The 7,458-nt window shown below is 69.5% G+C and carries 6 protein-coding genes; all 6 read right to left on the reverse strand.

Annotation, left to right across the window (positions count from 1 at the left end; translation table 11 throughout):
* Window positions 1-205: 205 nt before the first annotated feature.
* The gene (locus ACYQ8L_RS17530; RefSeq protein ID WP_459943113.1) at window positions 206-2,281 is read right to left on the reverse strand and encodes a TRAP transporter permease; all 2,076 of its coding nucleotides are present in this window, start codon (window positions 2,279-2,281) and stop codon (window positions 206-208) included.
* A 132-nt stretch (window positions 2,282-2,413) separates the two neighbouring features.
* The gene (locus ACYQ8L_RS17535) at window positions 2,414-3,385 is read right to left on the reverse strand and encodes a TAXI family TRAP transporter solute-binding subunit (protein WP_459943114.1); all 972 of its coding nucleotides are present in this window, start codon (window positions 3,383-3,385) and stop codon (window positions 2,414-2,416) included.
* 138 nt (window positions 3,386-3,523) lie between these two features.
* Window positions 3,524-4,945, reverse strand: a complete 1,422-nt coding sequence (locus ACYQ8L_RS17540; RefSeq protein ID WP_459943115.1) for an aspartate aminotransferase family protein — start codon at window positions 4,943-4,945, stop codon at window positions 3,524-3,526.
* A gap of 12 nt (window positions 4,946-4,957) precedes the next feature.
* Window positions 4,958-5,812, reverse strand: a complete 855-nt coding sequence (locus tag ACYQ8L_RS17545) for a beta-keto acid cleavage family enzyme (RefSeq protein ID WP_459943116.1) — start codon at window positions 5,810-5,812, stop codon at window positions 4,958-4,960.
* Window positions 5,813-5,842: 30 nt separating this feature from the next.
* Window positions 5,843-6,694: a MurR/RpiR family transcriptional regulator gene (locus ACYQ8L_RS17550; protein WP_459943117.1), complete on the reverse strand. Its 852-nt coding sequence runs from the start codon at window positions 6,692-6,694 to the stop codon at window positions 5,843-5,845.
* Between the two features lie 132 nt (window positions 6,695-6,826).
* Complete coding sequence (locus ACYQ8L_RS17555; RefSeq protein WP_459943118.1) at window positions 6,827-7,300, reverse strand: polyhydroxyalkanoate synthesis regulator DNA-binding domain-containing protein; 474 nt, start codon at window positions 7,298-7,300, stop codon at window positions 6,827-6,829.
* Between the last annotated feature and the right edge of the window lie 158 nt (window positions 7,301-7,458).

Here is a 7,458-nt window from a genome sequence, read left to right on the forward strand (position 1 = left end):
CACCCCCCACCAGTCCACGTCGGCCAGCACTTGGAGAATGTGTATGTGGCCGTCTTAGTGGCGGCCCTGCCGCACGCGGTGCCGAAACGCCTGGCCCGGTTGCGGCGAGAGAGGGGGCGGGTAGAGAATGGTATTGTAGACCGGGAACTTCCCTCACCGCCCCGGGGCGGGGTGGCGCCCCCGACGCTTGGGATAGGGGTTCCCCTCACGCGGCGCTCGATGCGGCGCGGGCCGCCCGGGGCTTTTGCAGGAGATACACGAGCCCCAGCACCCCCAGGCCCACCAGGTACATGTAGTAGCGCTGCTCGTGGGGGAGCCCCACGAGGTGCGCGGTCCAGTCGGGCCGCATCATGATCAGCGTCACGGCGAGCAGGAGCGGCACCTCGTACCAGCGGTTCCAGGTGATGAACCATCCCTGGGTCGCCGAGGCGAAGGCGAACGCCCCGATGCAGGTGGCGACGAAGATCAGGAGGGCCAGCGGCCAGCTCGTGATCTCCCACAGGATCAGGTCGTGGTTCAGGACGAACATGAACGGCAGGATCGCGGTGCGGATGTCGTACATGAACCCCTGGAATCCCGTGGGGATGGGGGGGCTTTTGGCGATGGCCGCGGCCGCGTAGGCCGCGAGGCCCACGGGCGGGGTGTCGTCGGCCAGGATGCCGAAGTAGAAGCAGAACAGGTGGGCCGCGATGATGGGCACGAAGAACCCGTTCCACTCGGCGATCTGCACGATGGCCGGGGCCGTCAGCGCCGCCATCACGATGTAGGTGGCCGTGGTGGGAAGCCCCATGCCCATAATGAGGCTCGCGAACGCCGTGATGGCGAGCATGAGGTAGATGTTGCCCCGGCTCAGGGTGTCGATGACGTCGGTGATGAGCCCCCCGAGGCCCATGGTCACCACGCCCACGATGATGCCGGCCGCGGCCGTGGCGACGGCCACGCTCACCATGTTCCGGGCGCCGGCCACGAGGCCGTTCAGGACGTCGGTGGCCGAGCGGCGCAGCGCCGCGGCCACGTCGCTCCCCTGCCGCCAGGCCCGCACCGGGTGCTGCAGGAGCATCACGGCCGCGAGCACCAGGATGGCCCGGAACGCGGCGAGGTCGGGCGAGTGCCGGGGGATGATGAGCTCGTAGAGGAGCACGAAAAGCGGGATCAGGTAGTGGAGCCCGGAGAGGAGGGTTCGGAAAAAGCTCGGAAGCTCCTCCTTGGGCAGCCCCTTGAGGCCCAGCTTCGAGGCCTCGATGTGGGTCAGGTAAAAGAGCGTGGCGTAGGAGGCGAAGGCCGGGATGGCCGCGGCCTTGCACACCTCGAGGTACGGCACGTTCACGTACTCGGCGATGATGAACGCGGCCGCCCCCATGATGGGCGGCATGATCTGGCCGTCGGTGCTCGCGGCCACCTCGATGGCCGCGGCCTTGGTGGGGGGGTAGCCCACCTTTTTCATGAGCGGGATCGTGAAGGTGCCCGTGGTCACCACGTTGGCGATGGACGAGCCGGAGACGAGCCCGGTGAGCCCGCTCGACATCACCGCGGCCTTGGCCGGCCCGCCCTTGTAGCGGCCCAGGAGGCTCATGGCGAGATCGATGAAGAACCGGCCGCCCCCGGCCTTTTCCAACATGGCCCCGAAGAGCACGAACAGGAACACCACCGTGGCCGACACGTCGAGCGGGATGCCGTAGATCCCCTCGGTGCTCATGGAGATCTGGCTCACGTACCGGTCGAGGCTCACCCCCTTGAACGCGATCACGTCGGGCATGTAGGGCCCGAAAAACGCGTACAGGGTGAACGCGCCGGCGATGATCGGCATGGCCGGCCCCAGCACCCGGCGGGAGGCCTCGAGGAGGAAGAGCACGAGGGCGATGCCGAACAGGGTGTCCCGGGCATTGGGGATGCCGAGCCGGGCGGACACGCCCTCGTAGTCCCAGGCGATGTACACGGCGGCCACGACCGCCGCCAGCGCGAGCGCCATGTCGATCCAGGGGATTTTGCGCTTCTCCCCCAGCCACCGAAGCCCTGGGATCCGCACGGTGCGCCGGAGCGTCGGGTACGACAGAAACACGATCGCGAAGGCGAACGCCAGGTGGATGGCCCGGATGTAGGTGGAATCGAGGAGGAGCCAGCTTGCGATGGAAAGCTGAAACAGGCTCCACGTGAGCGCGATGGCCGGCACGAGCCACCGCTGCCAGCCCTGGGGCCGGCGGAGCCCCAGCTCCTCCTCCTCCTTGAGCCGCTGGGCCAGGTTCTCGTCGGGGATCTCCACGTCGGGGGGCGTCTGGGCCATGACGATCTCCGGGGCTTTCTCTCCAAGGGCTCGAACACGAGGGCGGGTCCCGCCAGTGGCGGGCCCGCCCGGATCGCTGCGGAAACAGGAAAGCGGGGGAGGGTGCGGAACCCTCCCCCGGTGTGGGGCCGGCTACTTCAGGAGGCCCACCTCCCGGAAGTACTTCTCGGCGCCCGGGTGCAGGGGCGCGCTCAGCCCCTGGAGCATGCTCTCCTTGGTCAGCACCTTGTAGGCGGGGTGGAGTTTCTTGAACTCCTCAAAATTGTCGAACACCTCCTTGGTGATCGCGTACACGATGTCCTCGGGCACGTCGATCGAGGTGCAGAGCGTGGCCTTCACGCCGAAGGTGGGCACGTCCTCCTTGTTCTCGGCCCCGGGGTAGAACTCCACCGGGATCTTGGAGGCCGCGTAGTAAGGGTACTTGTCGGTGAGCTTCTTCACCACCTCGGCCGGGATCTCCACGAACCGCACCTTGCGGGCGCCGGCCGTGGCCTCCTTGATGGCCCCGCTGGGGTGGCCCACGGTGTAGAAGAAGGCGTCGATCCGGCCGTCCTGGAGCATGCCGGGGGCCTCGGCGGCCTTCAAGCCCTCGGCCCGGATGTCCTTCTCCCAGTCGATGCCGGCCGCCGTGAGGGCGTCGATGGAGTTCTGGCGCTGGCCGGAACCGGGGTTGCCGATGTTCACGATCTTGCCCTTGAGGTCATAGATCGTTTTGATCCCGGAGTCCACGGCCGCCACCAGGGTGACCGACTCGGGGTGGATCGAAAAGACGGCCCGGAGTTTCTTCTGGGGCTTGCCCTCCCATTCGGCCAGGCCATTCCAGGCCTGGTACTGCCGGTCGGACTGGACGATGCCGAACTCCAGGTCGCCGTTCATGATGGCGTTCACGTTGAACACCGACCCGGCCGTGGACTCCACGGTGACCCGCAGGTTGTACTCCTTGCGCTTCTTGTTGACCATCTTGCTGATGGCGCCGCCCGTGGGATAGTACACCCCGGTCACGCCGCCGGTGCCGATGGTGACGTAGCGCATCTTGGCCGAGGCTTCGGGCACCCCAAGGGCGCAGACCCCCAGGGCCAGGGCGAGTACGGCGAGTTTCTTCATGGTGATCCCTCCTTCGCGGCTGTGGGCCAGGCGGCCCGGGAACGAAACGGCCATTTCCCCGGATCAAAGGTTTGGTTGATCTACCCGAAACGGCCGCGGGCTGTCAAATGTAGCCCAGGATTGCCGAAGCACAACCCCTCAGCCCGCCCGGACGCCGGTCACCTTCTCCACGGCCTCGGTCAAGGTCGAGACCAGGATGTCGATTTCGTGCTCCCGGATCACGAACGGCGGGCACAGGAGCACGTGGTCGCCGCGGGTGCCGTCCACCGAACCGCTGCCCGGATAGGTCACGAGTCCCCGCCGGAACGCCTCGGCGCCGATGCGCTCGGCGAGTTTGCGTTCGGCCGGGAAGGGCTCGCGGGTCTCCCGGTCGGCCACGAACTCCACCCCCACGAAGAGCCCCACCCCCCGGATGTCCCCCACGTGGGGATGGTGGCCCAGTTCCTGGCGCAGCCGGGCCAGGAGCACCCGGCCCATGGCGTCGGACCGGGCCACCAGGTCGTGCTCCTCCATGTACCGGAGCACGGCCGCTCCCACGGCCATGCTCACGGGATGCTGCCCGTAGGTGTGGCCGTGGACGAACCGGCCGGAGCCCGAGCGGATGGCGTCGTGGATCTTCCGGTGGGCGAGCACGGCGCCGATGGGCGCGTACCCCGACGAGAGCCCCTTGGCCAGCACCACCAGGTCGGCGCTCACCCCCCAGCGCTCCAGGGCCAGGGGCCGGCCGGTGCGGCCCACGCCGGTCATCACCTCGTCGGCGATCAGGAGGATCCCGTAGCGGTCGCAGATCTCCCGGATCCGGGGCCAGTACCCGGCCGGGGGCACCAGGGCCCCGGCCGTGGCCCCCACCACGGGCTCGGCGATGAAGGCCGCGATGGAGTCCGGGCCCTCGTAGCGCACGGCCCGTTCCAGGGCCTCGGCGCACTCCAGTTCGCAGGTGGCCGGGCTGCGGTGGAACGGGCACCGGTAGCAGTAGCAGGGCTCGATGTGGGGGGTGTGGAGGATGAGCGGCATATAGGGGGCCCGGCGGCTCGTGTGGCCGCCCAGGGCGAGCGCCCCGGCCGTGTTGCCGTGGTACGCGGTCCACCGGCTCACCACCTTGTAGCGCTCGGGCATGCCCCGCTCTCGCCAGTACTGGCGGGCCATCTTGACCGCGGTCTCCACGGCCTCGGAGCCCCCCGACACGAAGTACACCTTGTCCAGCTCGGGGTTCGCGGAGAGCGCGGCCACCCGGGCCGCCATCTCCTGGCACGCCTCGGTGGTGAACTGGGACCCGTGGGCGAAGGCGATGCGGTCGAACTGGGCCAGCGCGGCCTCCCGGATCTCGGGCACCCCGTGGCCGATGGCCACCACGCAGGCCCCCGACGAGCCGTCGAGGTAGCGCTTGCCGGTCTCGTCCCAGATCCACACCCCCTCGGCCTTGACCGCCTTCGGGTAGCGCTTGCCGGGCGAGCGGTAGAACACGTGGTCTTCCCGGGCGGGCGCGGGTTCCGGGGGTTCGTGGGAAGCGGTGACCGGCTGCTCGGGATTACGGTCGGGTTTTGCCGCTGCAAGCGCCATGATGCCCCTCCGCTACGGGGAGTCTGCGGGGTCGGCCGTGCGCCGCCCCAGGGACAGGATCTCGCGGGCCTGGTCGGGGGTGGCCACGGGCCGACCGATCTCGGCGGCGAGCCGGACCACCCGCTCCACGAGCTGGGCGTTGGACCGGGCCAGCACCCCCCGGTGGTAGTACACGTTGTCCTCGAGCCCCACCCGCACGTGGCCCCCCAGGGCCAGGGTGGTGAGCATGACCGGCAGATGCCCCCGGCCCACCCCGATGGAGCTCCAGGTGGACCCCGGCGGGATCGATTCCACCATGTGCAGGAGCGCCTTGGGCGTGGCCGGGGCCCCGCCGGGCGCCCCCAGGACGAACTGGAAATGGAGCGGCGGGTCCAGGAGCCCCTCGTCCCGGAGCCGCAGGCAGTTGCCGATCATGCCCGTGTCGAAGATCTCGAGCTCGGGCTTGGTGCCGGCCTCCCTCATGCGCCGGGCGAGCTCCCGCAGGAACTCCGGGGGGTTCAGGAACACCCCGTCGCCCACGTTGAGGCTGCCCGCGTCGAAGCTCGCGAGTTCCGGCCGGAACCGCAGCGGGATGAACCGGGCGTCGTAGGCCAGGTTCCGGCCGGGGATGCCGCTCGTCGTGAGGCAGACGACCGGATCCACCCCGGCGGCGCGGATCCGGTCGAGCACCCGGCGGTAGAGTTCCTCGTCCTGGGTGCCGAGCCCGGTTTCCGGGTCGCGCACGTGGATGTGCACCACGGCCGCCCCGGCCCGCACGGCCTCGACCGCCGAGTCCGCGATCTCCTCGGGCAGGATCGGGATGTGGGGGCATTTCTCCCGGGGGGTGCGGCTTCCGGTGATGGCCGCGGTGATGATGAGCGGTTCCACGGGGCTTCCTCCTCGGTTCGGCCGCGCCGGCTACCCGGTCTCCCGGGCCTCCCCGGCCGGGCGGATCGCCGGCTCCTCGTCGTCGGGGGACCAGTACACCCGCTGGGCGGCCCAGATCGCCTCCCGGGCCTCCAGGGCCTTTCGGCCCTCCTCGCCCCGGAGCTCCCCCACGGCGAGCAACAGGGCCTGGGCCAGGCTGATCGAGGCCGTGAAGCTCTCCACGTACCCGTCGATGCCGTAGGCCGCGGGCAGCAGCACCTGGGCGTGGGGGGCCAGGGGGGAGTCGGGGCCGTCGGTGATGGCGATCACGGTGGCCCCCTGGCGCCGGGCCAGGGCGGTACCCTCCACCGCGATGCGGGTGTAGCGGGGGAAGCTCACGGCCACCACCACGTCGCCGGCCCCGACCCGGGCGAACTGGTCCCACACGTCGGCCGTGCGGGGGGCCAGGAGCCGGGCGTTGACGCCCAGGAACGACAGCCCCAGCTCGAGCACCACGGCGGTGGCGTGGCTCATGCGAAGCCCGAACACCCACACCCGGGGCGCCCCGGCCAGAAGATGGGCCGCCTGCCAGAAGGCCCCCTTGGGCATGTCAGCCCAGGTTTCCTTGAGGTTCTCGATGTCGCGGGAAAAGGAGCGCGAGAGGGGGTCGCCGTGGATCGCCAGCCGCTCCGCCGCGCTGCGGCGGCCCACGAGCCCCTGGCGGAGCCGGCGCTGGAACTCGGGGTATCCCTCGAACCCGGCGGCCTGGACGGCCCGGATCACGGTGGACTCGCTGATCCCGAGCCGCTCCCCCAGTTCCCGGGCCGTTAGATAGCTGGCCTCCTGGGGGTGGGCCTGGGCGAAGGCGAGCACGCGGTCCCGGGGACGCGGGCGGGTGCGCATCGGCAGGAACTCCTGCTTATGAGGTCGTGATGCAGGAAATCCTGCACAGTCCTGCGGGCCGTGTCAAGGGGGGAAGGCGGGGAATCGGGAATGGGGAATGGAGAATGGAGAATAGAGGGGCGTCGGGGCCCTTTACCGCTTCGCCTTGCGGCCGCGCTCGGCCAGCCGCTCCTCCAGTTCGGCGATGCGCCGTTTCAGGGTCTCGATCTCCTGATCCGGGGTCGGCGGGGTGGCCCAGGGGCCCATCCAGGTGCGCCACACGGCCTCCATCTGCTGCTGGGCGTTCCGGTAGGCCGCCATGCCGGCCGAGAACACGCTCTGGAGGAACTCCTCGTAGGCGGACTCCCCGTACTGGATGAGCTGGTGCAGGAACCCCACGGGCAGAAGGTCGCGGCGGTCCTTCTCCTCCTCCAGGATGATCTGGGTGAGGATCACCTTGGTGAGGTCCTCGCCCGTGGTGGCGTCCACCACCTCCACGGTGTGGCCCTCTTTTACCAGTTCCGCGATCTGCTTGAGGTTCACGTACCGGCTGTGGTGGGTGTCGTAGAGCCGGCGGTTCGCGTACTTCTTGATCAGAATGCGCTCGGGGCGGGCGGTCTCGGCCATCGTGGGAACCCTTTCGGCGAAGCGGTGTCTCGTGCCGGCGCCGGCATGATAACGCGGTGCAGCATGAAGGGGAACCCCGGTTTGAGTTTTCCGCCGGTTCTGCCGTTCAGGAGGGAAAGAGGCATCTTCTCATTACTCCGGTGGCTAAACAGAGACGA

The sequence above is a fragment of the Deferrisoma palaeochoriense genome (genome assembly GCF_054656955.1).

Bases quoted from the DNA above. Each gene is read 5' to 3' on its own strand.
- ACYQ8L_RS17550 (WP_459943117.1), bottom strand. From the start codon at position 6,694: ATGCGCACCCGCCCGCGTCCCCGGGACCGCGTGCTCGCCTTCGCCCAG.
- ACYQ8L_RS17535 (WP_459943114.1), bottom strand. From the start codon at position 3,385: ATGAAGAAACTCGCCGTACTCGCCCTGGCCCTGGGGGTCTGCGCCCTT.
- ACYQ8L_RS17555 (WP_459943118.1), bottom strand. From the start codon at position 7,300: ATGGCCGAGACCGCCCGCCCCGAGCGCATTCTGATCAAGAAGTACGCG.
- ACYQ8L_RS17530 (WP_459943113.1), bottom strand. From the start codon at position 2,281: ATGGCCCAGACGCCCCCCGACGTGGAGATCCCCGACGAGAACCTGGCC.
- ACYQ8L_RS17540 (WP_459943115.1), bottom strand. From the start codon at position 4,945: ATGGCGCTTGCAGCGGCAAAACCCGACCGTAATCCCGAGCAGCCGGTC.